Origin of the sequence: Rhizobium sp. ZPR4, assembly GCF_040215725.1 — a bacterium.
GTDB classification, from domain to species: Bacteria; Pseudomonadota; Alphaproteobacteria; order Rhizobiales; family Rhizobiaceae; genus Rhizobium; species Rhizobium rhizogenes_D.
The window spans coordinates 1,355,625-1,380,320 of record NZ_CP157968.1; the positions used below are offsets into that span (position 1 = coordinate 1,355,625).

Consider the following 24,696-nt stretch of genomic DNA (forward strand, 5'->3'; position numbering starts at 1 on the left):
TCAGCGACATCGCAATGGTATAGCCTATCAGGCAAAAGAGAGGCTATTTCCCGACAGGCACGTAGTCGAGCCCGCCATCGATCTTTGACGGTCGGCCATCGAGAAAGAGTTCGCCGATACGAGGTGCTGAGCGGGCGATGACCTTGCCGCGCTTGACGACGGCAAGACGATTGGGTTTCAGGCGGAGCGCTTCCAGCGTATCGACGGCCTGCAGCACAACGAAATCGGCATTGCAGCCCTTTTCCAGGCCGTAACCTTCAAGGCCAAGCGTCTTGGCGGAGTTGACCGTGAGTGCGTCGAAGATCTTCTTCTTGTCTTCGATGCCGGCCATTTGCGCGACGTGGATGGCCATATGCCCGACTTCGAGCATGTCGCCCGAGCCCATCGAATACCAGGGGTCCATCACGCAATCATGGCCGAAGGAAACGTTGAGCCCGGCTTCCATCAATTCGCGCACGCGCGTCATGCCGCGACGCTTGGGATAGGTGTCGTGCCGGCCCTGCAGCATGATGTTGATCAGCGGATTGGGAATGACGTTGATCTTCGCTTCCGCCATCAGGGGAATAAGCTTGGAAACGTAATAATTGTCCATCGAATGCATCGAGGTCAGATGCGAACCGGCAACGCGGCCCTGCAGCCCGAAGCGGACCGTTTCTGCCGCGAGCGTCTCGATGTGGCGAGACATCGGGTCGTCGGTCTCGTCGCAATGCATATCGACAGGCAGGCCGCGGTCGGCGGCAATCCTGCACAGCGCTTCGACCGACGCTCTGCCTTCATCCATGGTGCGCTCGAAATGCGGAATGCCGCCGACGATATCGACGCCCATGTCAAGCGCGCGTTCAAGGGAAGCTACGCCATCCTTGGCACGGTAATAGCCATCTTGCGGGAAAGCCACGAGCTGCAGGTCGATATAGGGTTTGACCCTGTCCTTCACCTCCAGAAGCGCCTCAGCCGTCACCAGCTTGGGATCGGAGGTGTCGACATGGCTGCGGATGAACAGCAGTCCTTGCGTGACGGCCAGATCGCAATAGCGCAGCGCACGCTCGACGAGCTCTTCGTTCGTCACGATCGGGCGCAATTCCCCCCAAAGGGCGATGCCCTCCAGAAGCGTGCCGGAAACATTCATACGCGGCAGGCCGAGTGAAAGCGTTGCGTCCATATGGAAATGCGGATCGACAAAGGGTGGGCTCACCAGCCGGTTGGTCGCATCGATTTCGTCCTTCGTCTCGGCGGTGATCGAGGCTTCGACTGCTGCGATCTTGCCATCCTTGACCGCGATGTCGATGCCTTTGCGGCCATCGGGCAGATTGGCATTGCGAATGATCAGATCGAACATGAAAGGCTCCTCGGATTATCTCTCGCCACGGCGATAGGGTTGCATCAGCGCCTGCGGCACGCGCGCTCGCCTGCTCATGATGGCAAGGGCGACAATGGACAGAATATATGGCGTCATCAGGAAGATCTGATAGGGCACGCCCTGGACTGCGGTCTGCAGGCGCAGTTGGAAAGCGTCGAAGAAGGCGAAGAGCAGGGCGCCGAACAGCGCTCGGCCCGGCCGCCAGGATGAAAAGACGACGAGCGCGATGCAGATCCAGCCGCGGCCCTGCACCATGGTCGGAAAGAAGCTGTTGAAGGCCGACAAGGTCAGGAAGGCGCCGCCCATGCCCATCAGGGCGCTGCCCGCAATGATGGCACCATAGCGGATCCTCATCGGATTGAGGCCCTGAGCCTCCGCTGCATGTGGATTTTCGCCGGTCATGCGGATAGCAAGCCCGATCGGCGTGCGGAAGATGAGATAGGCCATGACGAGCGCGACCAGGATCGCCAGATAGGTTGGCGCCGTCTGTGTGAAAAGCGCGGGACCGATGAAGGGCAGGGTGGAAAGCCCTGGAATGGCGATCGGTTGGAACGGCGTGATAGTTGGCGGCGTTCCGGCAACCGGCACGATTAGCCGGAAGACATAATAACTGAAGCTGGATGCGAAAAGCGTGACGCCGAGGCCAGAGACATGCTGCGACAGGCCAAGCGTGACCGTCAGTACCGAATGCAAAAGCCCGAAAATACCGCCGGCGATCGCTGCGACAAGGAGGCCGGTCCACAGGTCCGCGCCATGATAAACCGAGAGCCAGCCGATCATCGCGCCGAAGGTCATGATGCCCTCGATGCCGAGATTGAGGACGCCGGCTCGCTCGCAAAGCAGCGCGCCGAGCGTGCCGAAGATCAGGGGCGTTGCAATCCGCAATACGGCAGCCCAAAGTCCGGCTGAAGCAATGATGTCGATCAGGGTGCTCATCGGCGGATCCTGTACTGCGTAAAGAACAAGGCGATCAGCATGGTCAGCAGCGACAGGGCGACCGTGACGTCGGCGATATAGGTGGGAATGCCGAGGCTGCGGCTCATGCCGTCAGCGCCGACGAACATGGTCGCGGTGAAGATCGCCGCAAGCACCACCCCAAGCGGGTTGAGGTTTGCAAGCATCGCAACGACGATGCCGGCATAGCCGAAGCCGGGCGACAGATCGGTAGTGACATAGCCTTTGACGCCCATCACTTCGATCGCGCCGGCAAGGCCTGCAAGTCCGCCCGAAAGACAGGCGACCTTGACGAGGGTCGAGCCGAGGCGAACCCCTGCAAAGACGGCGCCCGACGGGTTGAGGCCGGCCGCCCGCGATTGCATGCCGAAAACGGTGCGCGACTGGACGAAATAGACGATCGCTGCAATGACAATCGCAATCACAAAACCGATATGGAGGCGCGAGCGCGCGATCAGCTTTGGCAGCATGGCGTGGTCGACAAGAGCCTGGGACTGCGGCCAGCCGAATGCCGTCGGGTCTTTCAGCACGCCGTCGATCAGCATGGAGACGAAGAGAACGGCGATGAAATTCAAAATGAGGCTCGTCACGACTTCATCGACGGAGAAGCGAAGTCGCAGCCATAAAGGCACCAGGATCAGGATCATGCCGGCAATGGCGCCGATCACCATCAGGAGCGGGATGAGGATAGGTCCGGGTACTCCGGCGAGCATCTTCGACCCGAAGGCTGCAACGGCGATGGCGCCGAAATAGAATTGCCCTTCGGCGCCGATGTTCCAGAGGCGGGCGCGAAAAGCGACTGCGGCGGCGAGCCCCGTCAAAATCAACGGCGTCGCGCGGGTCAGCGTCTCCGTGGCCGAGAGCCGAGAACCGAAGGCGCCCAAAAGGATTCTGCGGTAGGCTTCCAGGACCGGAGCGCCCGCAATCGCAATCAGGATGCCGGCTAAGGCGAGCGCTGCGACGATCGCGAGCAGAGGGGCAAGGATCATCATGTGGATTGGGCGGTGTTCGCGCCGTTCAAACCGCATTGTCGGCTCCGCTCTTCTCTTTCCATTCTCCGGCCATCATCAGGCCCAGCAGGCGTGCATCCGCTTCACCAGCGTCGACCGGCGCGGAGAGGCGGCCGCCGACGATCGCCTGGATGCGATCGGCCAAGGCAATGACTTCGTCCAGGTCTTCCGAAATCAGCAGAACGGCGGTCCCCTGGCGACGGGCTTCCAGAATGCGCCCGTGAACGGCGGCAACCGCTCCTTCGTCCAGTCCTCGTGCGGGCTGGGCAGCGATGAGGATGCGCGGGCGGTCGTAAAGATTGCGGCCAAGGATCAGCTTTTGCATGTTGCCACCGGATAGCAGCCGGATGCGGCTTGCTGCATTGCCGCCGCGCACATCGAACGTTTCGATGATCTTCTGCGCAAAGGCCATGCCGGCGCTGCGGTCGACCAGGCCGTGCTTCGAATAGGAGGACAGGCGCTCCAGCACGGCATTTTCCCAGATCGCCATTTCGCCAATCGCGCCATCGCGGTTTCGGTCTTCCGGAATGCGCCCGATGCCTGCATCGATGACCGCGGCGACGTCGAGATCGCCGACAGATTCTCCGAACAATAGAAGCTCGCCGGATGAACGGGCGAGCGTGCCCGATAGGATCTGGCCCAAAGTCGCCTGGCCGTTGCCGGATACGCCGATGATGCCGAGAACCTCACCGGCATGCAGATGAAAGCTCACATGTTTCAATCGCTCGACACCGCCAATTTTCACGGTGATATCGCGAGCTTCCAGCGCAATTTCACCTGGCGTTGCCGCTTCGCGGGTCGGGCGCGTCACGCGATGGCCGACCATGAGCTCGGCAAGCTCGGATTTGCTGGTTTCGGCCGCCCGCCGCTCGGCGGCGACCTTGCCGCCGCGCAGGACGATGATGCGGTCGGCCGTGGCCATGACCTCATCGAGCTTGTGGGAGATGAAGATCAGAGACAGGCCCTGTGCCGCCATCTGCTTCAGCGTCGAGAACAGCTTCTCCGCTTCGATCTGCGTCAGAACTGCGGTCGGCTCGTCGAGGATCAGGATGCGGGCATCATTGTAGAGCGCTTTCAATATTTCCACCCGCTGCTGCTCGCCGACCGAAAGGTCGCCGAGGCGTGCATCGGGATCGACCTTCAGGCCGAAGCGCTCGGAGATCGATAGCAATTTCTTGCGGGCTGCCATCGTTTGAGATCTGAGCGACCAGAGCTGTTCCGTGCCGGTCATGACGTTTTCCAGCACGGTCAGATTGGGCGCCAGCGAGAAGTGCTGGTGGACCATGCCGACACCGGCCCGGATCGCGGCGCGTGGCTTGCCCGGCGGCAATTCCGCATCATCGACAAGGATGCGCCCGGTGTCAGGCACATAGTGGCCGAAAAGGATGCTCATCAGCGTTGTCTTGCCGGCGCCGTTTTCGCCGAGCAGAGCGACGATCTCGCCTTTCGCCAAGGTGAGGGAAATATTGTCGTTGGCAATGGTGCTGCCGAAACGCTTGCTGACGCCTTCGATGGTGAGAACGGGTGCGGTCATGCCGGAAATCCTGCAATCGGAAAGCGGTGCTGCCAACGTTGCTCTGCTTCCAGTTCGGCCGCAAGGCGAAGCAGCAAGGCTTCTTCACCCATCGGCGCCATCATCTGGATCGGCAAGGGCAATCCGTCGGCATCTTCGCCGAAGGGCAGCGTCAGTGCCGGAAAGCCGGAAATATTGGCCAGAGATGCAAAGGGGGCAAAAGCCGTCATGCGCTCGAGGTGCAATTCCGTGTCGGAATGATCGGTCGGAAAGGATCCGATGGGTGGGGGCGCCGTCGCCAGCATCGGCATAATGATGACGTCTATCGCGTCGAAAATATCCCAGAGAGTGCGGCTTGCCTGAACGGCTCCGTTGAGCGAACTCCAGAGCCTCGTCGCTGTCATCGCGCGTCCGCGTGCAATGAATGCCTGTGTCATCGGCTCGGCCGCAAGAATATCCAGTCCGAGATCGTCGACCAAGCCGGCGATATTGACGGAAATGATATCGCCAAAGGCGCGGGCGCTCGCCTGAACGGCACTTTCCATCTGCTCCCAGGTGAGGGAAACCAGATCGTTTCCACGCTTCTCCAGAAAGCCGGCCGCGGCTTCAACGGCTTGCGCCCGGTCTGGTCCGATCGCGTAGTGCTGTCCGGCGTCCGTCAAAAGTCCAACGCGCAGCTTAGCCGTCTTGGTCGGGGATTGGACGATATCCGCGAACGGTCCTCTTGTTCGACCTCGCACGACCTCGAAGATCCGCTCGGTATCGCGCACGGAGCGGGTGACGGCGAGCTCGCTGGCGATGCCGCCGAGATGATTTCCGAAGGAGGGGCCGGCGGGCACGGCGCCGCGCGTCGGCTTCAATCCCACGAGGCCGCAACAGGCGGCCGGCACGCGGATCGAGCCGCCAGCATCCGTCGCATGCGCGATCGCCACGATGCCGGCCGCGACTGCGGCGGCGGCACCGCCCGAGGAGCCTCCGGCGGTCCTGTTTCGATCCAATGGATTTCGACAGATCGGACCGATTGCCGGCTCCGATGCGAGCGAGAAGCCGAATTCCGGGCTGGTAGTCAAGCCGAAGGCGCAGAGGCCGGCGTCGCGGAAACGGGCTGCCAGATCGCTGTCTGAACCTTTACCGACACGGCTGAACAGGCGCGACCCCGCCGTTACCGGCAGCCTTGGAAAGGGGCCGCCGAGATCCTTGGCAACGGTCGGCGCGCCGGCAAACGCGCGTTGCGCAAAGCGCTCCGGGCGTTCCGATGCCTCCCGATCCAGGGCTTGCGCGGCGGCAAGTCCCGTCTCGGGGTTGAGATAGGTGATTGCGCCAAGCGCTTCGTGCTTGGCGCAGGCGGCTAGAGCCGCCTGCATGGCATCCGTGCAAGTGAGCTTGCCGGATTTGATGGCGCCGGCCAGCTCAGTGGCGTCGGCGAATAACGAGCTGCTCATGATCGAGCCTGGCGGTTACTTCGGCTGATCCATAACCTTCGGCACTTCGAAGGTGCCGGCCTTGATGTCGGCACGAACCTTCTCCATCGCAGCTTCCGCTTCTGCGGGGGCAACGCCCTTCACATAGACGATGTCGCTGCCGCCTTCCTTCATCAGGCCATAAGCCGTGTAGCTGCGGCCGACCGGCTTGCCGGCGGCAACATCGGCGATCGCCGCATTGAGAATGGGGCGGAAGTACCACATGGCATTGGCAAAAACGGTATCCGGATAGCGCGGTGTGTAGTCGATCAGCGATCCCACGGACTTGATATGGCGCTCCTTGGCGGCGTCCGCCGTGCCGATGCGCTCACCAAAGAGAACGTCGGCGCCAGCGTCGATCTGTGCGAGACCTGCTTCACGCGCCTTCGGTGGATCGAAGAAGGTGCCGATGAAGGAGACGAGGTGCTTGCAGTCGGGATTGACCGCTTTGACGCCTGCAGCAAAGGCATTAATCAGCATGTTGACTTCGGGGATCGGGATGGCGCCGACCGAGCCGACGACGTTCGACTTGGTCATCTTGCCTGCCAGCATGCCGGCGAGATAGGCGCCGTCATAGTTCCAGGTGCCGAAGACACCGAAATTGCTGCCGGCAGCCTCGCCGCTCGAGCCGAGAACGAAGGCGGTATCCGGGTAATCGGCGGCGACCTGACGTGCTTCCTTCTCCACGGCATAGGCCTCGCCGATGATCAGCTTGTTACCCTGTTCGGCATATTCGCGCATGGCGCGCGGATAGTCGGTGCCGGAAACACCCTCGGAAAAGACATATTCGATGACGCCTTCCTTGGCTGCGTCCTGCAGCGCCTTGTGAAGACAGGAATTCCAGGCGTTTTCCACCGGCGAGGCGTGTATGCCCGCCACCTTGAGCGGCGCAGCAGCGCGAGCGGCTGGCGCCAGCGCACTGACACCGAGAGCGATGCCGGACGCAATGATAGCGCGGCGTGATATCATGATTTCATTGGTCATTTTTTAGTTCCCCTGCTTTTTGATCGTTTGGTAAAAAATCATAGGAGGGGGCTAAAAAAGTGTCAAGCAATAGCCGTGCTTAAATAATATGCGAGAGCGCTCGATATCCGATCGTCGCATGTATTAACAGATAGCCCCAGCGGCCCATATTCAAGTGTCTTTCAGGCTAGCACCGCTTGTGGTCTGGCGCTCAAGCATAATATCAGCCTGCAATACGTTCGATCATATGTGCAATGGCTGTGCGATAGCGATCTGCATCGCCGCCCGCATCGACGGCAAGGGCAGCACGATCGAATGCGGCAGACAGGATATCGGCAAGCGCATCGACGGGAATATCTGGTCCGCGACCACGACTAAGCGCCGCTTCTAGCCCGTGCTTCAGCGTGAGTGTGGTGGTTTCTTCGTCCAACTGCTTCATGTCGACGAAGCCGAGGACGGTTGGCCCCTCGATCAGCAGAAGTCGCGTGCGGCCGACAACCCGCATCGCTTCGAGATAGGCATTGCTGCCGGCGATCAGGGCAGCGCGGGGCGCAAGATGGTCAGGCGTTGCCTTCTCTATGGCGGTAGTCACTGCGAGTGCCTCCTCCCTGACGACGGCCCGGAAGAGGGCACGCTTGTCCTCGAAATGATGATAGAGCGCTCCGCGAGTGATGCCGGCTGCGGCAACGATCTCCGGCGTCGATGTCTCGGCATAGCCCTTTTCCACGAACAAGGCGCGTGCGGCCGCGATGAGTGCAGCCTTGGTCTTTTCGGTTCTCTCACGATTGGAGCGAGGATCTTGCATGCATGCAGCCTGTATGTTATTTGAAAAGAATACAGACAGATTGTATGTCTTTTCGGGGAGGAAGTGAAGCATGAAGGTAACAAGCTACTATCCTGTCATCATAACTGAGCAGGTGGCGGAGACCGCAGCCTTTTACATCGAGCATTTCGGCTTTCAGGAAAACTTCGCGAGCGACTGGTACGTCCATCTGCAATCGGCCGAAGACAGCGGCATCAATCTTGCCATTCTGGATGGCCGGCATGAGACGATTCCGCCGCGAGGGCGCGGTCGGGTGGCCGGACTATTGCTCAATTTCGAAGTGGAAGACGTCGACACGGTCTATGACCATGCGCGGGAAGCCGGATTGCCCATTTTGCTGGCCATCCGCGACGAAGATTTCGGTCAACGTCATTTCATAACGTCCGATCCGAACGGTGTTTTGATCGACATTATCAAGCCGATACCGCCAAGCGCGGAGTTCGCATCTCTCTATGCCGAGAATGCCTTGCCGCAGGATCGTTAAAGTGTTGGGTGCAATCGATAAAATCGAACGATGCAACTCTATCTTTGATTAACTAGGTCGCTTCACCCAATATTTCGCTTTTCATGCGACAAAACCGGCCAAAGGTAAGGTGACCCATGCAAGAGCTCCCGGTTTCGTCAAAAATCATCAAATCAGTCTATTTTCGCCCGGACGACGGGCGGCTTTATATCCGCTTCAGAAATGGCGAGGAGCGTCAATTCACCGGCGTTCCGCAGAAGGCGGCGATCGCCATGGTGAAGGCGTCGTCGCCCGGCCAGCACTATATCGAGCATATCCGCACCCAGTTCGAACGCGTCGCTTGAAGCGCGAGATGAGCTTTGTTTCTTGGCGCATTGATAAACGCTGAGTTGCGCTATCTATATCAATCATAACCATCTTTCAGGGAGGAAGAGGCGTGATTGATGAGAAGCAGCTTATATCCAAGATCACCTGGAGGCTCATGCCCTTTCTGGGCATCCTCTACCTGATCGCCTATATCGACCGTCAGAACGTCAGTTACGCCAAGCTTGAGATGGTCGATGCGCTCGGCATGAGCGAATATGCCTATGGCCTTGGCGCGTCGCTGTTCTTTATCGGCTATTTCATCTTCGAGGTGCCGAGCAACCTGCTTCTCGACAGGTTCGGAGCCAGCAAGTGGTTCGCGCGTATCCTGATCTCTTGGGGAGCGGTGACGGTCGCACTGGCCTATACGCAGAATGCGACCATGTTCTATATTCTGCGCTTCCTGCTCGGTGCCTGCGAGGCCGGCTTCTTTCCAGGCGTGCTCTATCTGCTGACCCTTTGGTATCCTTCGGCCTATCGCGGCACGATGGTCGGGCTTTTCATGATTTTCAGCGCCTTTGCCAATGCGATCGGCGCACCGCTCGGCGGGGTGCTGCTGGATTTGAATGGGCTCTATGGTATTGCCGGTTGGCAATGGGTCTTTCTGGTGACCGGCATTCCCGCCATCATTGCCGGCTTCATCACCCTGTTTTATCTGCCGGACCTGCCATCCAAGGCGACGTTCCTCGACGATACGGAAAAGAATTGGCTGAAGGATCGGATCGCGGCGGAAAATTCCGGCATGGAGCAGAACGCCGCCGATGGCTTCAAGGCGCTGATCAATCCGCGCGTATTGCTGATGTCGCTTTGCTATATCGGTTTTCCGCTGGCAGCCTATGGTCTCAGCTACTGGCTGCCGACCATCGTCAAGAATTTCGGTGTCAGCAATACGACGAACGGATTCCTGAACATCATCCCCTGGATTCTCGTCGCCATCGCTCTTTATGCCGTCCCGCGGGCGGCTGATAGGGCTGAGTCCAAGACGCCCTATATTGTCATTCCGGCACTGATCGGTGCCGCGAGCCTGGTCTTATCCGCCGTTATTCCAGACCACACGCTGCAATTTGCTTTCCTCTCCGTTGCCGCCGCCGGCATCTTTGCGGGCCAGCCGGTATTCTGGAGTCTTCCCTCGCGCTTCCTGCAGGGAGCGGGTGCCGCAGCGGGCCTTGCCGCGATCAATTCCGTCGGCAATCTCGGCGGCTTCATCGCCCAGAACGTCGTCCCTTGGATCAAGGATTCCACAGGAAGCACGATCGCACCGATGTTCTTCCTGGCTGCCTGCCTTCTGATTGCGGTGCTGTTGGTCCTTGTGATCGGACGCATGATACCGCGTGCGCCGCAGCCGGAAGATCTTGGCAATCCGAACGCAGCCCGCGTGAAGTGATTGCGCTCAGGTTTGCAAAGGCAGCTTCCAAATGAGAAGGGCGGCCTGATGGCCGCCCCAATTTTTCAGATCGCTGCTGATACCAAGCTTACGCAAAGGCGTAGGAACCGTCCGGGCGCTTAGGCACGCGCCGTTGCCAATGGATGTAGCCTTCCTCTTCCATTGCCTTTTCATCCATCTCGACACCCCAACCGGGTCGGTCGGGCCGAAGCTCGAGATAGCCGTCCTTCGGCAGATAAGGATCGACGACATAACGGGTTTCGCCCTGTCGCTGTTCGACCTCGTTGCCGCCATAGACATAGGCTTGACCCTTGGGCAAACGATATTCGAGGATCTTGAAGTTCTGCGCGGCAGCCGAGAAATGCACGTTGACGGCGGTCGCGAGTGGTCCCATCGGGTTGTGCGGAGCAACGCCGACGAAATGCGCCTCGGCGATCGTTGCAATGCGCCGCATCTCGCTGATGCCGCCGACGACGCAGATATCCGGCTGGATGAGGTCGGCGCCCTTGACCTGCAGCAGACGCAGGAACTCGTTGCGGTTATAAAGGGACTCGCCCGTCGCCAATACGCAATTGAGACCCTGCTTCAGCTCGCCCCACATCTCGATATTTTCGGGGCGCAACGGCTCTTCGTAAAAGAGCGGGTCATAAGGTGCGAGCGCATTGCCGAGCTGGCGGGCTGCAACCGGCTCGAAGATCTTCGCATGGGCGTCGAAGGCGATCTCATAATCATCACGCACGGTTTCGCGCAGCGAGCGGAAATAGTCTGCCGATGCCTTGACGACGTTGCCCCAGCGATGGGCGTGCATGTCGATGCGCCAGGGGCTAAGTTTGAATGCGGTAAAGCCCCATTCGGCATTCAAGCGGTCGAGCTCGTCGCGCGCAGCCGGTGCGTCCGGTGCGGTATAGACGCCGGCATAGACCTTGATGCGATCACGCACCGCGCCGCCGAGCAATTTATAGACCGGAACATTCAGGGCCTTTGCCGAGAGATCCCAAAGGCAATGGTCGAGCGCGGAAATGGCCGAGAGGCCAAGCGCGCCCGGCGGGAAGCGGCTCTGCTGGATCAAGAGGTTGATGAGATAATCGATGCGGCTCGGATCCTGGCCGGCGATGAAGCCGTAGAGATAATCGAGGATCGGCGGCAGTGCCAAATCGGGGCCGTGATTGTAGCACTCGCCCCAGCCCGTCAGTCCGTCATCCGTATCCAGCGCCACGATGACGCGCGGGCGATCCTTGTCGCGGGTCATGAATACCCGCATGCGGTCGATCTTCATCTTATCTTCCTTCTATCGGTGGTTATGAATGCGGCATGGGAGGTGCCGCAGGTGGGGGAATCGTTGCGGCGCCACGGCGAAGTCTGATCCGCGGCACATGGGCGTTACGGCGCTACCGAGTGGAGCCATCACGCTGCGCTGCCGTTCTTCACGGTTTCGGGCTCGACATAGCGGAAACGTCGCGAGCGATCCCGATCGCGGGGATCGGGGCGCGGGATCGCCGAAATCAATGCCTGCGTATAGGCATGTTCTGGTGAATTGCAGACCTTGTCGGCATCGCCGACCTCGACCAGCCGACCCTTGTACATGACGCCGACGCGGTCGCACATATAGCGGATGACGCCGATATCATGGCTGATGAAGATATAGGCAAGACCGAGCTCATCCTGCAGGCGCATCAGGAGATCGAGCACTTGCGAGCGCACGGAGACATCGAGAGCCGATGTCGCCTCGTCGGCGACGATCACGCGCGGATTGAGTGTTATGGCGCGGGCGATACCGATGCGCTGGCGCTGGCCGCCGGAAAAGGCATGAGGATAGCGCTCGCGCGCCCTCGGATCGAGCCCGACCTGCTCCATCAGATGGCAAACGCGCTCGTCGAGCGCCCGGCCTTTGGCGATGCCGTTGACGAGCAATGGCTCGCCGATAATCTGCGAGACGGTCATGCGCGGGTTGAGCGAACCGAACGGGTCCTGGAACACCATGCGCAATTCGCGGCGCGCTGCCGCAAGGACCGTCCCTTTGGCGCTTGCCAAGTCGGTGACGTCGCCATCGGTACGGCGATAGAGGATTTCGCCGGCGCTCGGATCGATAAGGCGCATGATCGAGCGGCCCATCGTGGTCTTGCCCGACCCGCTCTCGCCGACAATGCCGAGCGTTTCGCGCGGCAAAAGCGAGATCGAGACATCGTCGAGGGCACGGACCTCGCCAAAGGCCATCGACACGTTGCGCAGCTCGAGGATCGGGGCAGCGGTTTTGTCGAGCGGCGGCCGCGCCAATCGAATCTCGGCCTTCCTCTCGAGCTTCAGCACCGAGCCGATCAGCATGCGAGTATAATCATCCTTCGGCGCATGGAAGATCTGCTCGACCGGGCCGTATTCCTTGACGACACCATTGTGCATGACGAGCACATCGTCGGCGATCTGGGCGACCACGCCCATGTCGTGAGTGATGAACAGGACCGCCATGCCGTTGGCCTTCTGCAGCCGGGCAATAAGGTCGAGGATTTCGGCCTGTGTCGTCACGTCGAGCGCCGTCGTCGGCTCGTCGGCGATCAGAAGCTGCGGCCTGCAGGCAAGCGCCATGGCGATCATGGCGCGCTGGCGCATGCCGCCCGAATATTGAAAAGCGTAACGGTCGATCGCTTTTTCCGGGGAGGGGATTTCCACCTGTTTCAAAAGTGAGATCGTTTCGGCTCGTGCCTCGGCCTTGCTCATTTTCGTGTGGAGGCGCAGCGCTTCCATGATCTGGTCGCCGACCGTATGGACCGGCGAAAGCGATGCCATCGGCTCCTGAAAGATCATGGCGATATCGCGCCCGCGGATCGACCTGATCTGCCGCCCGCGCGGATTGAGCTTGACGAGATCGACCGAACTGCCGCCAGCGCCATTCAAAATGATGGAACCGCCGGTGATGCGGCCAGGGGCGTCGACGATCTGCAGGATCGAGCGTGCGGTGACCGATTTGCCCGAGCCGCTCTCTCCGACGACGCAGAGCGTCTTTCCAGGCTCGATGGCAAAGGAGAGATTATCGACCGCGCGAAACGTGCCGGTTCTTAAGGGAAAGTCGACGGTGAGGTTCTTGACCTGCAGCAGCGGGCGGGCGGTATTCATGGAAACGATATCGGTCATGCCCACCTCATTTGTTGTAGGGATCGGCCGCATCGCGCAGGCCATCGCCAAGAAGGTTCAGCGCCATGACGGCGATGACGACGGCGACGCCCGGCAGAAAGAGCCATGGTGCGGTTGCGATCGAGCGGATGTTCTGTGCCTCGCGCAGCAGTACCCCCCAGGAAATGGTCGGCGGCTGCAGGCCGAGGCCTAAGAAGGAGAGGGATGTCTCGGCCAGGATCATCGCCGGCACGGCAAGCGTGATGGAGGCGATGATGTGGCTCGCAAAACTTGGCAGCATATGGCGGAAGATGATCCGCGCCTCGCTGGCGCCGTCGAGCCTGGCCGCGGCAACAAACTCTTCCGTGCGCAGCGACAGGAAGCGGCCGCGCACGACACGGGCGAGCTGCGCCCAGCCGGTCAGCGACAGGATGATGGTAATCATCATATATTGCAGCGCCGCGGGCCAGCCTTGCGGTAGGGCGGCCGCCATGGCGAGCCAGATCGGAATGGTCGGCAGCGATAGCACGAAGTCGATCAGGCGCTGGATGAAGAAGTCGAGCTTTCCGCCGTAATAGCCTGAAATTCCTCCAAGAACGATGCCGAGTAGAAGCGAAAAGAACACGCCGACGAGGCCGATCGACAGCGAAATCTGCGCGCCCTGGACCGTGCGGCTGAAGACGTCGCGGCCGAGCCGATCCGCGCCGAACAGAAGCAGAGGCGTCGACTTGTCCGAGGATGCCAGCAGATGGATGTTGCTCGTGAAGAGACCGAGCACGGAATATTCGTAGCCGCGACCGAACAGGCTGATGGAGACACGCTTCGTCGTGTCCTCCTTGAAGATCGCCGCAAGCGTTTCGGGATCGCGGGTTAGCTTCAGCGGGTAATAGTGTAGCCCAATGGAGAAGCCGTTCTCCATATCGATGAAATGCACTCTTTGCGGCGGGTGGAAGGTCGCACGCGCATTTTGCTGATTGGGATCGTTGATGGCAAAGAATCCTGGCACGATCGCCACGATGTACATCAGCACGGTAACGACGAGGGCGACCATCGCGAGCTTATGGCGACGGAATGCCCACCAGATCAACTGCCATTGCGAGGCGACCGCGTTGCGGTCAGGGCGCAGGTTTGTGACGGCGATATCGGCCATGGGCTGCTCCTATTCCAACCGGATGCGGGGATCTACGAGGGCAAGCAGAATGTCACTGATAAGTGACCCGATCAGCGTCAGCGCGCAGATCAAAAGCACGAAGGCGCCAGCAAGATACATGTCCTGCGCCATCAGGGCCTGGAGCAGCAATGGCGCCGCCGTCGGCAGATTGAGAACGATTGCAACGACGACGGATCCGGAAATGAGATTGGGCAGCAACCAGGCAATCGTCGAGATGAACGGATTGAGCGCGATACGCAGCGGGTATTTCACGAGCAGCCGAAACTCGGAGAGGCCTTTTGCCCGCGCCGTTGTCACATAGGGTTTCGGCAGCTCGTCGAGCATGTTGGCGCGCATGACGCGAATGAGGCTTGCGGTTGAAGAAACGGCAAGGATGACGACCGGCAGCCACAAATGTGACAGGAGATCCAGCATCTTGGCGATGCTCCAGGGAGCCGTCTCGAATTCGGAGGAAAACAAACCGCCAACATCCTGGCCGAACTCGACGGCGGCGACATACATCAGCACGAGCGCCAGCAGGAACGAGGGAATGGCAAGGCCTAAAAACGTGAAGGCGGTAAAGAAATAATCGCCGATCGAGTATTTCTTGACGGCGGAGTAGACGCCGATCGGTAGCGCGATCGCCCAGGTCGCGATCAGCGCCGCAAGCGCCAGAATGAGCGTCAGTGCCATGCGCTCCCAGATAAGGCCGGAGACAGGCTGCTGCCATTCGAACGAGATACCGAAATCGCCGCGCGAGAGAATGCCCCACATCCATTTCAGATATTGGATGAGCATCGGCTGATCGAGGCCGAAGCGTTCGCGCAATTGTGCGGCCGTATTCTGGTCGACCACTTCATTCGAGGAGGCGAGCGTGGCGATATAGGTCGTCACGTAGTCGCCGGGAGGCAGCTGGATCAGCACGAAGGCAAGGAAGCTGATGGCGAAAAGGGATGGGATCATCCACAAAAGGCGTTTACCGATGAAGGCCAGCATGGCTGTTTCTCGCAGTAAGTGCTGCCACGGGCAGCTCCGCATGAAGGATAGCGCCGCCCATGAAAGGCGGCGCTTGATCGGCGTAATCAGCTGGTGAAGAAGAATTGCTGTGGCATGGCCGGTCCCGGATTGGGCCAGGACCAGCTGTCCGGCTGCTTTTCGGGAACATTGTGCAGATTGTTGCGGATGATGCCGAAGCCGCCGACGGCAAGGCAAAGTCCAACGGTTTCGAATTCTTCGGCCGCGATGTCAAAAATCTGCTTCATGACGGCGCCGCGCTTGTCGAGATCGGCCGTCGAGCGCGCTTCATCGAAGAGCTTCATGCGCTTCTTCTGGCTTTCCGGCGGCTCTTCGCCCTGTTTGCCGTTCGATGTGTACCAGACCGACCACGGAATGGCGTAGCGCGAACCCTGCGGATGGAAGGCGAAGAAGTCACGCGGATCGAGCATGGGGTCGAGACCGCCAGGTCCTGGCCAGACCTGGGCATCGTGAGCGTTGTCGTCGCCACGGGTGTAGTAAAGCGCGCGCTCGATCGTGTTGACCTTCATGTCGACGCCGATCTGGGCCCAATGCGCCTTCACCAGTTCAAGGGCATCGACCAGATCGGGATAGAGGGTCGGAATGACGTCGACGGCGAAGAAGACCTTCTGGCCGTCCGGTCTCAGCCGAAAGCCGTTCGCGTCCTTCTTGCCGTAGCCGGCCTGATCGAGCATGGCGCCGGCCTTGTCTGGATCGTAGTTGGTGAATTGGCGGGCATATTTTTCATTGTACCAGGGATGCTCCGGCCGCGGTCCGGCTTGATATCCCTCGCTCTGGCCGAAATAGACGATGTCGATTATTTCCTGCCGATTGATGCCGAGCGAGAGCGCCTGCCGGACCGACTTGTCGGCAAACATTTTGCGCATGGCTGGATCTTTATGGGTGATATTGAAGTAGATCTGGCATTGCTGCGAGGTGGAAGGGACAAGAGTTAGAAGGCGATAGTCGCCCTTCTTCATGTTTTGCGAGAGCGTGGGCTTGTTGGCGAGCACGCTGATATGGCGCTCCTGAATATCGATCTTGCCGGAAATGACGTTCAGCATCAGCGATTCCACGTCCTGCGAGATGCCGAAATTGATCTCGTCGACATAGGGAAGCTGGTTGCCTGATGTATCGACCTGCCAGAAGTATGGGTTGCGGGTCATGACGACGCGGGTCGCACCACCGGTATAGGGTTCCTTGACGACCCAGGGATCGAGCGTCGGCTTATCCGGATTGCCCCAGCGCGAGGGAATTTCGATGTCGCCGCAGCGGGCGCGGAAAAGTTCGGGCCAACTGCTGACGCCAGCCTTCTTCGCATCCTCGGCGACGTTCGGATTGTATTTCGGCAGGAACTGGCTGCAATAGTGCTTCGGAAACAGCGTCGGATGCTGACCGAGCGGGGTTGCGAGATTTTCCAGATAAAGCGCGTTCGGTGCGGCAAAGGTGAATTTCACCGTATAGTCGTCGATCTTCGTGACATCGACTGCCTTGCCGGCAACGGACAACTGGGCCGGCGTCGCGCTGTAGAGATCGGTATTCTTGACGCAGTCCTCGATGGCGAAAACGACGTCATCTGCCGTGAACGGCTGGCCGTCGGACCAGCGGGCACCTTGAATAAGGTAGAAGGTGAATTGCGAGGCGTCGGCATTGACGTCCCAGCGCTCGGCGAGGTTCGGCAGGACCTGAGTGAACTCAAGGTTCCAGCGCACCAGACTCTGATTGCCCACCATGCGCAGAATGCCGTTATGGTCGGACGAGCCTCGCAGGCCGCGTCGTAAGGTGCCGCCGTAAGTGCCGACTTTTTCGTAAGGGGTAACGACCATAGGCTTCTTCGGCAGTCGGTCGGCAAGTGCCGGCAGCTTGCCGTCCTTGACGAGCTGCGCCAGTGCGGGCGCCTCGCCGCCTGGGTCGGCGGCGTTGACCCGACCGGCCAGAGACAGGGCTGCCATTCCCGCCATGCCGCCGAGGACGGCACGCCTGCTCACGCCGCGGGACAATATTTCATCACGCATCGAATCCCTCCCGTTTTGACTTTGGCCGGGCTTTGCCTCGGCCGATGCGACAGGTTCCCGTCCCGTCGCCATGCACCCCTCTGGCGCAGCGTCGAGACCATATTACGTTCTCAGATAATTACAAGAGTTGACAGATTTTTACAGATTTAGTAGCCCTGTCGCGCAGGAAATGCACTATGGCTGTCGCCTGTCGCCTGTCGGCATTTACAAAGGATGATGATGAAACTCTCTGTCGCCAATGATTCCGGTATGGGCGCGACGCGCTTCGGCGACATCATCTATGAGAAGATCGTCGCCATGATTGCGGATGGAACCTTTCCGGTGAATGAGCGACTGCCGGCGGAAGCGAAGCTCGCGGAGATGTTCGGCGCGTCACGACCCGTTGTGCGCGACGCTCTGGAGCGGCTGCGCATGGACGGCTTGATCGTGTCGCGCAAGGGGTCGGGTTCCTATGTCAGGCAAAGGCCGGATTCCTCTGTCCTGAAAATGGTACCTGTAGGGTCGCTTGCGGATGTCCAGCGCTTTTTCGAATTTCGTGCCGGGCTTGAGGCCGAAGCAGCCGAACTCGCAGCGCGCAACTGGCAGCCGACCGACAAGGAACGGATCACGGCAGCGCTCCAGAAGATCGAACAGTGTCTTGACGAAGGCCGCCTCGGTGCCGAGGAAGATCAGGAACTGCACGATGCCATTGCGATCGCGACAGGCAATCAGTTCCATATCACTGCCCGTGAATTGTTCCGGCCGCATTTCGCCATCGGTCATTCCGTGACCCGCAGCCTCAGCCTCAAGCGGACGCCCGAGCAGATCCGCAGCGTTCAGGATGAGCATGCCGTTATCGTGCAGGCGATTTTCGCGCGTCAGGAGACCGAGGCTCACGATGCCATGAAGCGACATATCTTGAATGCACGTGCCCGCATGTTCCAGGGCGTATAGGGAATTGGATGAGACGAGGGCGAGGTGACGGCTTCTGTACGCCTCCTCGTTTGTGTTTCGATGGATGATGAAGGTAAGGGTAGGAAGATGAGCATTGAAACCATGCGGCAGGTGCTGACCGGCGTCTCTGGCGTTCCAGTCACGGCCTATGATGGAAGTGGCGAGGTGGAACCGCGCGTCACCGCTCTAGTCTATCAGCGGGTAGCGGCTGCCGGCATTCACAATATCGTTGCGGCGGGCAATACGGGTGAGTTCTACGCACTCACTCCGCAAGAGATCCGCCGCGTCCATGATGCGGCGATATCCGGTGTCGATGGCAAGGCGCCCGTGACGGCGGCAATCGGCCGTTCATTACGGGAGGCGATCCAGATGGCGAAGGACGCTGCTTCGATTGGTGCTTCGGCTGTCATGTCTCATCAACCGGTGGACCCATTCGCCGCACCTGGTTCGCAGATCGATTATTTTCGTGATCTGGCGGAGGCCTCGCCGCTCCCGCTCGTCGCCTATGTCCGTGCCGAAGGCTTCAGCGTCGACGATATGGTCCGTCTGGCCGGTCACGGCAATATTGCCGGTATCAAGTTTGCGACGACGGATCTCATGCTGCTTTCACGGGCGATCGCGGCTTCCGATCCGAACGGCGCGCTATTCGTCTGCGGTCTCGCCGAAAGCTGGGCTCCGACATTCGCCGCTGCGGGCGCAAAGGGCTTCACCTCGGGCCTCGTCAATGTTGCTCCGAAGCTGTCGCTTGCCGTGCATGCGGCTTTGGAGAAAGGCGATTTCGCCGCTGCCCGCGCCATCGTCAACAAGCTCGAGCCTTTCGAACGCATGCGCACCAAGTTCCGCAATGGAACAAACGTTACCGTCGTCAAGGAAGCCGTCACCTATTCCGGCCTGAAGGTCGGCCCTGTTCGCGTTCCAGGCGTGCCGCAACTCGATGCGAAGGACCGCGAGGAGCTGTTTGCGTTGTTGCGCAATTGGCAGGAAGCAGGCGAACTGTCCACCGCCTGATGCCGGTATCAGGCGTGCTTGATATATGTGACAAAGGATATTGTCATATATTTCAGCGGCTTGGCGATTTGATTGAGATCGGTCGGCCTTGCGGCGATCCGTAAGATAATGTTGGTCGCCCCGGCGGCTTTTGCTGCGGGGCGGCCGTTCGCTGAAGCGGACCAATCTTCAAGCCCGGTCTCTACTTCGCCTCATTCGATCCTGGCAGGTTTTCTACGGTGGTCAGGATCTTGTAGGCCGACGAAACGCGCGCAGGGATCGGAAAATTCCTGTTCGCCAACAGGACGATGCCGACCTGCCGCGCGGGAATGAAGGCCGCATAAGCGCCGAAGCCGTTCGTCGAACCCGTCTTGTTTAGCAGGACATCCTTGCGCGGCTGCTGCGGGGGATCGAGGCGGGTGACCTTGTGTGGCTCCAGTGCCATGTCGGATGAATTACCGGCAAGCAGCCTGGCGAGCGTCGTTGGATAGGCATAGATTTCCCAACCGAGCGCCTGTGTCATATTGTCGACGCGGTAGTAGCCGACATGCGTCGCATCGATCGCCTGCTGAAGTCTGCCGTCGAGCTTTGCTTCGCCCATATTCGCTTCTAGAAAGGCAAGCATGTCCGAGGCGGTGGTCTTGATGCCATAGGCCTGCGTGTCGAGAACGCCGGGATTGACGCGGATCGGCTTGCCCTGCTTCGAATAGCCATAGGCATAGTTGCCCATCTCAGCCGGCGGAACGCGGACATAGGTGTGGCTGAGGCCCAGGCCGGAAAGAATTTCTTCCTGCATCAGCATATCGAACGGCTGGCCCATGACCTGCGCTGCCAGGTAGCCGAACAGGCCGATGCTGGGGTTGGAATATTGCCGATACGTGCCAGGCGCAAAGGACGGATGCCAATTGCGATAATAGGCAACCATCTTGTCCTGATCCGTCACGCCATTGGGGAATTGGAGAGGCAGCCCGCCTGCTGTATAGGTGCCGAGATTGAGAAGGCTGATCCTGTCGAAAGTGCTGCCCGCAAGTTCCGGCATGTACTTCGTCGCCTTGTCGGAGAAGGACAGCTTTCCGCTGATCTGAGCGTAGGAGCCGAGCGCTGCCGTAAAGGTCTTGCTGATGGATCCGAGTTCGAAGATCGTGTCGTTCGTCACCTTCTGGCCGCTCTCCTTCGAGGCGACGCCGTAGTTGAAGATGTAGCGCTTGCCCTTGACGGTAATCGCGATTGCCATGCCCGGCACATCGTTATCCTTCATGAGGGGACGAATGATCTCGTTGACGGCTCGCTCCAGCTGATCCCGGTCATTGCCTTCGGCGGCGTGGGCACCGATCCCATAGAAAAGGCAGCCAGCGACGATACTGAGCTTCTGCAGAGAATTGCTACGTATATTCAAGATGATATCCTCATTATGATGATCGACCGTGCAGGATCGTACGGTCGAAAAGGAGGCGATGATTGGTGGCGGTTGTTATCCGGCGCGCATGATCTCAGATCGCCGCAGCGATCCGGCCGATCTCGGCAATGATGGCATTGCGTTCATCGGTTGCGATTTCCGGTATCTCGCAATAGGCCGTCGCGATGATGGGCGCGCGGTTCGATGGCCACAGCACCGCGATGTCATTGGCATTGCCGGCCTTGTCGCCGTTTGTTCCCGTCTTGTCGCCAACCAGCCAATCCTTCGCAAGGCCGGCGCGCAGGCGGGTGTCGCCCGTCTTGTTGGTGATCAGCCAAGCGGCCAGCTGCGATCGCGAGGCGGCTGTCAGCACATCAGTGAACAGGAGCCGCCGCAGGTTTTCCAGCATGGCCGAAGCCGTCGTCGTGTCGCGCTGGTCGTCCGGAGTGTCGTGATAGTTCAGCGTGGGTTCGGTGCGGTCGAGGCGGGTGATCTCGTCGCCCATGCTGCGGCAAAAGGTCGTGATTGCCTCCGGGCCGCCAAAGCTCGCAAGCAGTAGGTTGGCCGCGGTATTGTCGCTGAGCGTCACTGCCGCAGCGCAAAGTTCGCCGATGGTCATGCCATTTTCTCCGGCGTTGGGCGCGGTTGCCGGGGAATAGTCGATGAGCTCGCTTTTCGCGTAGCGAATACGTCGATCGAGCTTCTCTTCTCCCTTGTCGACGCGGGCAAGCACGAGAGCTGCCGTCAGCATCTTGAAGGTGCTGCACATCAGGATGCGCTCGCTGGCGCGGTGCTCGATGCGCTTGCCACTTGCCATGTCGAGAATGCTGACGCAGATGCGGCCCGGATGCCTGCTTTCGAGTGCGGCAAGCTGCGCCTCCCCGGCATTATCGTCTGCAGTGCGTCCAACTGCGCTGAGCCCTGCCAGAACAGGCAGCGCAAGCAAGCTGCCGGCAAGGCTTTGCCGGCGCGACAATAAGATCGTCATCTTGTTTCCACTTCGATTTTACGTTGGGCAAAGGTGCGCCTTTTGGCCCCGTGGATGTCGTTGGGATCAGGCAAATCACCTTGCGAGGCAGACTATGGCTCCGCTTCCTACCCTAGACAAACGATCAATTCTGGGCTTAGACATGAGAAAAACTTGGCCTTAGGACATAAATGGACATCTCACAGCTGCCGCTGAACGCGCTGCGCGTTTTCGAGGCCTCGGCGCGACATTGCAGTTTTACGCGGGCTGGCCTGGAGCTCCGGGTCACGCAGACGGCGATCAGCCATCAGGTCAAGGCGCTGGAAGACGTGTTGGGTGTGACCCTCTTCAAGCGCCTGCCGCGCGGTCTTGCGCTGACCGATGAAGGGCATGCGCTGCTGCCGGTGCTGACGGATGCCTTTCGACGCATGAGCGCCACGCTCAGCCAGCTGGAGGAGGGGAATTTCGCCGAGATCCTGACGATCGGTGTCGTCGGCACCTTCGCCATCGGCTGGCTAATGCCGCGTCTCGCGAGCTTCAAGGCGCAGCATCCGCACGTCGATCTGCGCCTAAAGACTAATAACAATCGCGCCGACATGGTGCTCGACGGGCTGGATTTCTTCCTGCGCTTCGGCGATGGCGCCTGGCATGGAACGGAGGCGATCCATCTGATGGACGCGCCGCTCTCCCCGGTCTGCACGCCCGATATCGGCAAGCGATTGCGTACGCCCGCCGATCTTGCCGATGTTGAGCTTTTGCGATCCTACCGGGTCGATGAATGGGCGCTCTGGTTCAGGGCTGCGGGCCTGCAGCCTCCCCATCTTCGCGGCTGGATGTTCGATTCCTCGCTCACGCTGGTGGAGGCCGCAGCGCGCGGCGTCGGCGTCGCGCTCGTGCCGGTCGCGATGTTTTCCCATGACATCGAGGCCGGTAGGATCATGCAGCCGTTCCAAATCACCGCGATGACGGGAAGCTACTGGCTGACACGGCTGAAATCGCGGGCCGAGACGGCGTCAATGAAAGTGTTCCGCCAGTGGCTGCTGGCGGAAATCGAGAATATGCCGGGGTAGACTGCTCAGCCAAAGCGGCCCCGGACTTGCGTCTGGAGCCGATTGAAATGAACCGGCTAGAATGCAAACGATGACGGAGGTTGGCTGTCTCAGCTCGCGAGCTTTAACCTCACGGCCCCAGTCCGCGTTCCCGAACGCACCGTCTTGAACCGGCCGACCAGGCCGGCGAGCTCGTTGCTGATATCGGCGAGGTGCCGTGTCGAGGCATTCGTCTCTTCCATCAGCGCCACGTTCTGCTGGGTCATCTGATCCATGTTGCGCACTGCGGAGTTGATCTCGCTGATGCCAACGGCCTGTTCCTGCGTCGAGCGCGCGATGGCGCCGACATTCCGGTCGATGGAGGCGACCTGATTACCGATCAGGGCGAGTGCCTCGCCGGTTCTGTTGACCAGCTCAACGCCGCGACGAACGTCGTTGGATGACCTGTCGATCAGATCCTTGATTTCCTTTGCCGCCGTTGCCGAGCGCTGCGCCAGCTCGCGGACTTCCTGGGCGACGACGGCAAAGCCCTTGCCCTGTTCGCCGGCTCTTGCCGCCTCGACACCGGCGTTCAGCGCCAGAAGGTTGGTCTGGAACGCGATGTCGTCGATGACGGAGATGATATCGGTCATCTTGCGAGACGAGGTTTCGATATCGCCCATGGCGGACACGGCCTGCTGAACGACTTCGCGGGAGTGCTCTGCTTCCGAGGCGGATTCCTTGACGATCGCCTGCACTTCGCGTGTCCGCTCGGCCGTCTGTTCGGAAATGGTGGTGATCTGGTCGATCGCAGCTGCACTTTCCTCGAGCGCGGATGCCTGCTGCTCCGTGCGCCGCGCCATGTTGTCGGCGGCAGACGAGATCGAGCCGGCTTCGTCGCGAACGCGCGTCACCGAATCCTCGATGCGTTGCATTGCTGTGCCGAGGGATGCGAGCGATTCGTTGTAATTGCTCTTCAGAACTTCGAACTCGGTGGAAAGGGCTTCCGTGATGTCAGCCGTCAGGTCGCCGTTCGCAAGGCCGTTCAGCGCGATGCCGAGCGCATTGAGCGCGCGCTCCTGCTCGTGCTGTGCGGCGGCCCGCTCGGCCTCGGCGCGGTCGCGCTCATCGGCGAGCACCTGCAGATAGACGGAAATGCCGTAATCCATATCCACGAGTGCGGCCTTGACGATCGCCGACAGCCGACGCGACAGGGCCTGCTCGTGCTTGCGCTGCATGAAGCCCGACAGCTGCTGCGCGACGATCGAGCGTACCATGCCTTCGAGGATCAGCGCATAACCACCGATGTACCAGCGCGGTTCCAGCCCCAGGCGCGCATGGGTTCTGCCGACGGCCGAGACCGCCTCGACATAGTCGGGTCCGTATTTGCCTGATGCGATCGTCTTCCAATGATCCTGCTGCTTGGATTTGGCATGCGCCACATGCTGCTGCGACGAGAAGAACTTCGACATTTCCGGATGTTTGACGATCCTCTGGTAGAAAACATCGAGGGAGCCTTTGACGGCAGATTCGATGGTTGGCTGCAGTTCCGAGAGAGCCTGTCGGGCATCCTGCCCCAGTCCAACAAAGTCGAGCCGATCATTCAACTCGTCCATTTTCGATGCGCGTACCATAACCTGCTCCGATGAAGAAATTACAAGCAGTTAGGGCATGGGCATGGTTAAAAATTTATTAGAATATCAGCCTATTTTCGCGGCATGATTGTCGCGGCCCCACATGGCCGGGTTGCAGCCGCTGGCGCGTTGCAATGTCATTGCTCGCCTTGCCGGCATCTGCTAAAGGCTGGTGAT

Annotated in this window: 21 protein-coding genes; 6 read left to right on the forward strand and 15 right to left on the reverse strand. The window is 60.0% G+C overall.

Annotated features, from left to right (window positions below; translation table 11 throughout):
• Positions 1–43 precede the first annotated feature (43 nt).
• The 7 genes from ABOK31_RS25845 to ABOK31_RS25875 form a co-directional block, all read right to left on the reverse strand.
• Positions 44–1,336 carry an amidohydrolase family protein gene (locus ABOK31_RS25845; RefSeq protein WP_349959583.1) on the reverse strand — a complete coding sequence of 431 codons (1,293 nt, stop codon included), beginning with the start codon at positions 1,334–1,336 and terminating at the stop codon, positions 44–46.
• A 15-nt stretch (positions 1,337–1,351) separates the two neighbouring features.
• A complete protein-coding gene (locus tag ABOK31_RS25850) occupies positions 1,352–2,293 on the reverse strand; it encodes an ABC transporter permease (RefSeq protein WP_174173138.1) in 942 nt (313 codons plus the stop codon).
• Positions 2,290–3,339, reverse strand: a complete 1,050-nt coding sequence (locus ABOK31_RS25855) for an ABC transporter permease (RefSeq protein ID WP_349959585.1) — start codon at positions 3,337–3,339, stop codon at positions 2,290–2,292. Before ABOK31_RS25855 ends, ABOK31_RS25850 begins: the two co-directional genes overlap by 4 nt.
• Entirely contained in the window at positions 3,329–4,855 is a 1,527-nt protein-coding gene (locus ABOK31_RS25860) for an ABC transporter ATP-binding protein (RefSeq protein WP_349959586.1), read from the reverse strand. Before ABOK31_RS25860 ends, ABOK31_RS25855 begins: the two co-directional genes overlap by 11 nt.
• A complete protein-coding gene (locus tag ABOK31_RS25865; protein ID WP_349959588.1) occupies positions 4,852–6,276 on the reverse strand; it encodes an amidase in 1,425 nt (474 codons plus the stop codon). Before ABOK31_RS25865 ends, ABOK31_RS25860 begins: the two co-directional genes overlap by 4 nt.
• Positions 6,277–6,291: 15 nt before the next feature.
• On the reverse strand, positions 6,292–7,278 hold the full coding sequence (locus ABOK31_RS25870; protein WP_174173134.1) for a BMP family protein: 987 nt from the start codon (positions 7,276–7,278) through the stop codon (positions 6,292–6,294).
• A 202-nt stretch (positions 7,279–7,480) separates the two neighbouring features.
• The gene (locus ABOK31_RS25875) at positions 7,481–8,062 is read right to left on the reverse strand and encodes a TetR/AcrR family transcriptional regulator (RefSeq protein ID WP_174173133.1); all 582 of its coding nucleotides are present in this window, start codon (positions 8,060–8,062) and stop codon (positions 7,481–7,483) included.
• Positions 8,063–8,132: 70 nt separating this feature from the next.
• On the opposite strand from ABOK31_RS25875, the gene ABOK31_RS25880 reads away from it, so the two are divergent.
• The 3 genes from ABOK31_RS25880 to ABOK31_RS25890 all read left to right on the forward strand — a co-directional run bounded on the left by ABOK31_RS25880 (position 8,133) and on the right by ABOK31_RS25890 (position 10,290).
• Positions 8,133–8,564, forward strand: coding sequence for a VOC family protein (locus ABOK31_RS25880; protein WP_349959589.1), 432 nt, complete (start codon positions 8,133–8,135; stop codon positions 8,562–8,564).
• 116 nt (positions 8,565–8,680) lie between these two features.
• Positions 8,681–8,887 carry a KTSC domain-containing protein gene (locus ABOK31_RS25885; protein WP_075854101.1) on the forward strand — a complete coding sequence of 69 codons (207 nt, stop codon included), beginning with the start codon at positions 8,681–8,683 and terminating at the stop codon, positions 8,885–8,887.
• Positions 8,888–8,979: 92 nt separating this feature from the next.
• Positions 8,980–10,290 carry an MFS transporter gene (locus ABOK31_RS25890; RefSeq protein WP_349959591.1) on the forward strand — a complete coding sequence of 437 codons (1,311 nt, stop codon included), beginning with the start codon at positions 8,980–8,982 and terminating at the stop codon, positions 10,288–10,290.
• A gap of 88 nt (positions 10,291–10,378) precedes the next feature.
• Here the strand turns inward: ABOK31_RS25890 and ABOK31_RS25895 are convergent, their stop codons facing one another.
• From ABOK31_RS25895 to ABOK31_RS25915, 5 genes are all read right to left on the reverse strand, one after another.
• Positions 10,379–11,566, reverse strand: coding sequence for a galactarate dehydratase (locus ABOK31_RS25895; protein WP_174173130.1), 1,188 nt, complete (start codon positions 11,564–11,566; stop codon positions 10,379–10,381).
• Positions 11,567–11,694: 128 nt separating this feature from the next.
• Positions 11,695–13,416, reverse strand: a complete 1,722-nt coding sequence (locus ABOK31_RS25900; protein WP_349959592.1) for an ABC transporter ATP-binding protein — start codon at positions 13,414–13,416, stop codon at positions 11,695–11,697.
• 7 nt (positions 13,417–13,423) lie between these two features.
• Entirely contained in the window at positions 13,424–14,545 is a 1,122-nt protein-coding gene (locus ABOK31_RS25905; protein ID WP_174173128.1) for an ABC transporter permease, read from the reverse strand.
• 9 nt (positions 14,546–14,554) lie between these two features.
• The gene (locus tag ABOK31_RS25910) at positions 14,555–15,541 is read right to left on the reverse strand and encodes an ABC transporter permease (RefSeq protein ID WP_113231102.1); all 987 of its coding nucleotides are present in this window, start codon (positions 15,539–15,541) and stop codon (positions 14,555–14,557) included.
• Positions 15,542–15,627: 86 nt separating this feature from the next.
• Complete coding sequence (locus ABOK31_RS25915) at positions 15,628–17,574, reverse strand: ABC transporter substrate-binding protein (protein WP_174173127.1); 1,947 nt, start codon at positions 17,572–17,574, stop codon at positions 15,628–15,630.
• A 219-nt stretch (positions 17,575–17,793) separates the two neighbouring features.
• Between ABOK31_RS25915 and ABOK31_RS25920 the strand changes: the two genes are divergently transcribed.
• Both ABOK31_RS25920 and ABOK31_RS25925 read left to right on the forward strand, forming a co-directional pair.
• Positions 17,794–18,507 (forward strand): FadR/GntR family transcriptional regulator, encoded by a 714-nt coding sequence (locus tag ABOK31_RS25920; RefSeq protein ID WP_349961313.1) that lies wholly within the window; start codon positions 17,794–17,796, stop codon positions 18,505–18,507.
• 87 nt (positions 18,508–18,594) lie between these two features.
• Positions 18,595–19,515, forward strand: coding sequence for a dihydrodipicolinate synthase family protein (locus ABOK31_RS25925; RefSeq protein ID WP_349959594.1), 921 nt, complete (start codon positions 18,595–18,597; stop codon positions 19,513–19,515).
• A 181-nt stretch (positions 19,516–19,696) separates the two neighbouring features.
• Here the strand turns inward: ABOK31_RS25925 and ampC are convergent, their stop codons facing one another.
• Positions 19,697–20,890, reverse strand: coding sequence for a class C beta-lactamase (gene ampC, locus ABOK31_RS25930; protein ID WP_350019286.1), 1,194 nt, complete (start codon positions 20,888–20,890; stop codon positions 19,697–19,699).
• Positions 20,891–20,984: 94 nt separating this feature from the next.
• Positions 20,985–21,878, reverse strand: a complete 894-nt coding sequence (bla, locus tag ABOK31_RS25935) for a class A beta-lactamase (protein ID WP_174173124.1) — start codon at positions 21,876–21,878, stop codon at positions 20,985–20,987.
• Between the two features lie 170 nt (positions 21,879–22,048).
• Here bla and ABOK31_RS25940 point away from each other — a divergent pair, with 170 nt between their 5' ends.
• A complete protein-coding gene (locus ABOK31_RS25940; protein WP_349959596.1) occupies positions 22,049–22,927 on the forward strand; it encodes a LysR family transcriptional regulator in 879 nt (292 codons plus the stop codon).
• Positions 22,928–23,016: 89 nt separating this feature from the next.
• On the opposite strand, the gene ABOK31_RS25945 is transcribed toward ABOK31_RS25940, so the two are convergent.
• Positions 23,017–24,519: a globin-coupled sensor protein gene (locus tag ABOK31_RS25945; RefSeq protein WP_349959598.1), complete on the reverse strand. Its 1,503-nt coding sequence runs from the start codon at positions 24,517–24,519 to the stop codon at positions 23,017–23,019.
• Positions 24,520–24,696 lie beyond the last annotated feature (177 nt).

What these genes read in the sequence shown, in the direction of transcription:
- ABOK31_RS25945 (WP_349959598.1), bottom strand. Translation starts at nt 24,519, where the DNA reads ATGGTACGCGCATCGAAAATGGACGAGTTGAATGATCGGCTCGACTTT.
- ABOK31_RS25940 (WP_349959596.1), top strand. Translation starts at nt 22,049, where the DNA reads ATGGACATCTCACAGCTGCCGCTGAACGCGCTGCGCGTTTTCGAGGCC.
- ABOK31_RS25925 (WP_349959594.1), top strand. Translation starts at nt 18,595, where the DNA reads ATGAGCATTGAAACCATGCGGCAGGTGCTGACCGGCGTCTCTGGCGTT.
- bla (WP_174173124.1), bottom strand. Translation starts at nt 21,878, where the DNA reads ATGACGATCTTATTGTCGCGCCGGCAAAGCCTTGCCGGCAGCTTGCTT.
- ABOK31_RS25865 (WP_349959588.1), bottom strand. Translation starts at nt 6,276, where the DNA reads ATGAGCAGCTCGTTATTCGCCGACGCCACTGAGCTGGCCGGCGCCATC.
- ABOK31_RS25855 (WP_349959585.1), bottom strand. Translation starts at nt 3,339, where the DNA reads ATGCGGTTTGAACGGCGCGAACACCGCCCAATCCACATGATGATCCTT.
- ABOK31_RS25875 (WP_174173133.1), bottom strand. Translation starts at nt 8,062, where the DNA reads ATGCAAGATCCTCGCTCCAATCGTGAGAGAACCGAAAAGACCAAGGCT.
- ABOK31_RS25860 (WP_349959586.1), bottom strand. Translation starts at nt 4,855, where the DNA reads ATGACCGCACCCGTTCTCACCATCGAAGGCGTCAGCAAGCGTTTCGGC.
- ABOK31_RS25850 (WP_174173138.1), bottom strand. Translation starts at nt 2,293, where the DNA reads ATGAGCACCCTGATCGACATCATTGCTTCAGCCGGACTTTGGGCTGCC.
- ABOK31_RS25920 (WP_349961313.1), top strand. Translation starts at nt 17,794, where the DNA reads ATGAAACTCTCTGTCGCCAATGATTCCGGTATGGGCGCGACGCGCTTC.
- ABOK31_RS25870 (WP_174173134.1), bottom strand. Translation starts at nt 7,278, where the DNA reads ATGACCAATGAAATCATGATATCACGCCGCGCTATCATTGCGTCCGGC.
- ABOK31_RS25845 (WP_349959583.1), bottom strand. Translation starts at nt 1,336, where the DNA reads ATGTTCGATCTGATCATTCGCAATGCCAATCTGCCCGATGGCCGCAAA.
- ABOK31_RS25900 (WP_349959592.1), bottom strand. Translation starts at nt 13,416, where the DNA reads ATGACCGATATCGTTTCCATGAATACCGCCCGCCCGCTGCTGCAGGTC.
- ABOK31_RS25895 (WP_174173130.1), bottom strand. Translation starts at nt 11,566, where the DNA reads ATGAAGATCGACCGCATGCGGGTATTCATGACCCGCGACAAGGATCGC.
- ABOK31_RS25915 (WP_174173127.1), bottom strand. Translation starts at nt 17,574, where the DNA reads ATGCGTGATGAAATATTGTCCCGCGGCGTGAGCAGGCGTGCCGTCCTC.
- ABOK31_RS25910 (WP_113231102.1), bottom strand. Translation starts at nt 15,541, where the DNA reads ATGCTGGCCTTCATCGGTAAACGCCTTTTGTGGATGATCCCATCCCTT.
- ABOK31_RS25905 (WP_174173128.1), bottom strand. Translation starts at nt 14,545, where the DNA reads ATGGCCGATATCGCCGTCACAAACCTGCGCCCTGACCGCAACGCGGTC.
- ABOK31_RS25880 (WP_349959589.1), top strand. Translation starts at nt 8,133, where the DNA reads ATGAAGGTAACAAGCTACTATCCTGTCATCATAACTGAGCAGGTGGCG.
- ABOK31_RS25885 (WP_075854101.1), top strand. Translation starts at nt 8,681, where the DNA reads ATGCAAGAGCTCCCGGTTTCGTCAAAAATCATCAAATCAGTCTATTTT.